The organism is Streptomyces sp. IBSBF 2435 (assembly GCF_036815005.1).
Classification (GTDB): domain Bacteria; phylum Actinomycetota; class Actinomycetes; order Streptomycetales; family Streptomycetaceae; genus Actinacidiphila.
The window spans coordinates 1-1125 of sequence record NZ_JAJSYW010000385.1 but is presented as its reverse complement, the minus strand read 5'-3'; the positions used below and the strand labels follow the sequence as shown (position 1 = coordinate 1125).

Sequence of the window (1125 nt, the reverse complement as noted above, 5' to 3'; positions counted from 1 at the left end):
GGTGCCACCAGTGGGTGCGGTGGGGGTGGAGGGCGGAGCCCAGACGGCGGCCGAGGAGCAGGTAGCCGAGCAGGGCGCCCAGAGTGTTGAGGATGACGTCGTCGATGTCGAAGGCGCGGCCTTCCACCAGGGCGCCCTGGGTGGCCTCGATCAGGACCATCACCAGGGCGGTCAGCACGGCGACGCGCACCAGGCCGCGGGCGCGGGGGAAGAGCATCGGGAGCAGGACGCCGAAGGGGACGCCGAGCAGGACGTTGCCGCCGATCTGCTTGACCGTGTCGCGCACGTTCGGCTGGTCGAGATAGGCGCGGATGGACGCGCCGGGGCGCAGATTCGTATGGATGAGGGCGTCGGACGAGGGCGACGGGACCAGGGTCACCTTCGCCAGCGCCACCGCGAAGGCGGCCATGCAGACAATGGCGACGGCCAGGACCGCGGCTCGCGCGAGCGTCGGGCCGAGGGTGCGGCGTTGCAGCACCGGCGGCGGGGTCTTACGCACGCGCGGCCGCGGTCGCGGTCGTGACGTCGGCGTCGGCTTCGGGCTCACCCGGATCCTCGGCTCGGCTTTCTGCCGGGGCTTCAGGGCCGGCTTCTGCTTCGCCGGTGGCGCCGTTTCCGGCGCGGGCTTCGGCCTGCGTACCCGGTCGTACAGTGCGTCGCGGATCGCCATGGCCGCAAACCCCCCTCAGTGGACGCCTTCTTGACGCCGCTTACCCGGGACCGGCCGCCGTACGCCGGGGGATGGCGCAGGCGGCCGGAATCCGTTCCCGCCACCGCGAGGGGGCATCGCGATGGCTACGGGGTGTCACTACCGTGGCGGCGTCACACCGCTGTCACGGCCTCTACGTCCTCAGCTGTGGTGGCCGCGGCGGCGTCGCGCCATGACGATGAGCGTTCCACCGGCCCCGAGGACCGCGACCGCCGAGGCGGCGATCCACTCCACCCCGTCGGCACCGGTGTGCGGCAGCCCGGGAGGCGTGCTGGTCGGGTGGGACGGGTGGTGCGAGGGGTTGTGCGACGGCGGCACGGTCGGCGGCGTGCTGGTGGGCGGCGTCGTCGGCGGGTGCGACGGGTGATGCGTGGGCGGAGTGGTCGGCGGCGTCGTGGGGGGCGTTGTCGGGGGGG

The 1125-nt window shown here is 73.6% G+C and carries 2 protein-coding genes; both read right to left on the bottom strand.

Translation table 11 applies throughout. The features are described from left to right. Nucleotides 1-499, bottom strand: a 499-nt coding sequence (locus tag V7E46_RS33595) for a VanZ family protein (RefSeq protein ID WP_333771935.1), incomplete at its 3' end; no start/stop codon positions are given. 351 nt (nt 500-850) lie between these two features. Further along, on the bottom strand, nt 851-1125 hold a 275-nt coding region (locus V7E46_RS33590; protein WP_333771934.1), incomplete at its 5' end, for an LPXTG cell wall anchor domain-containing protein.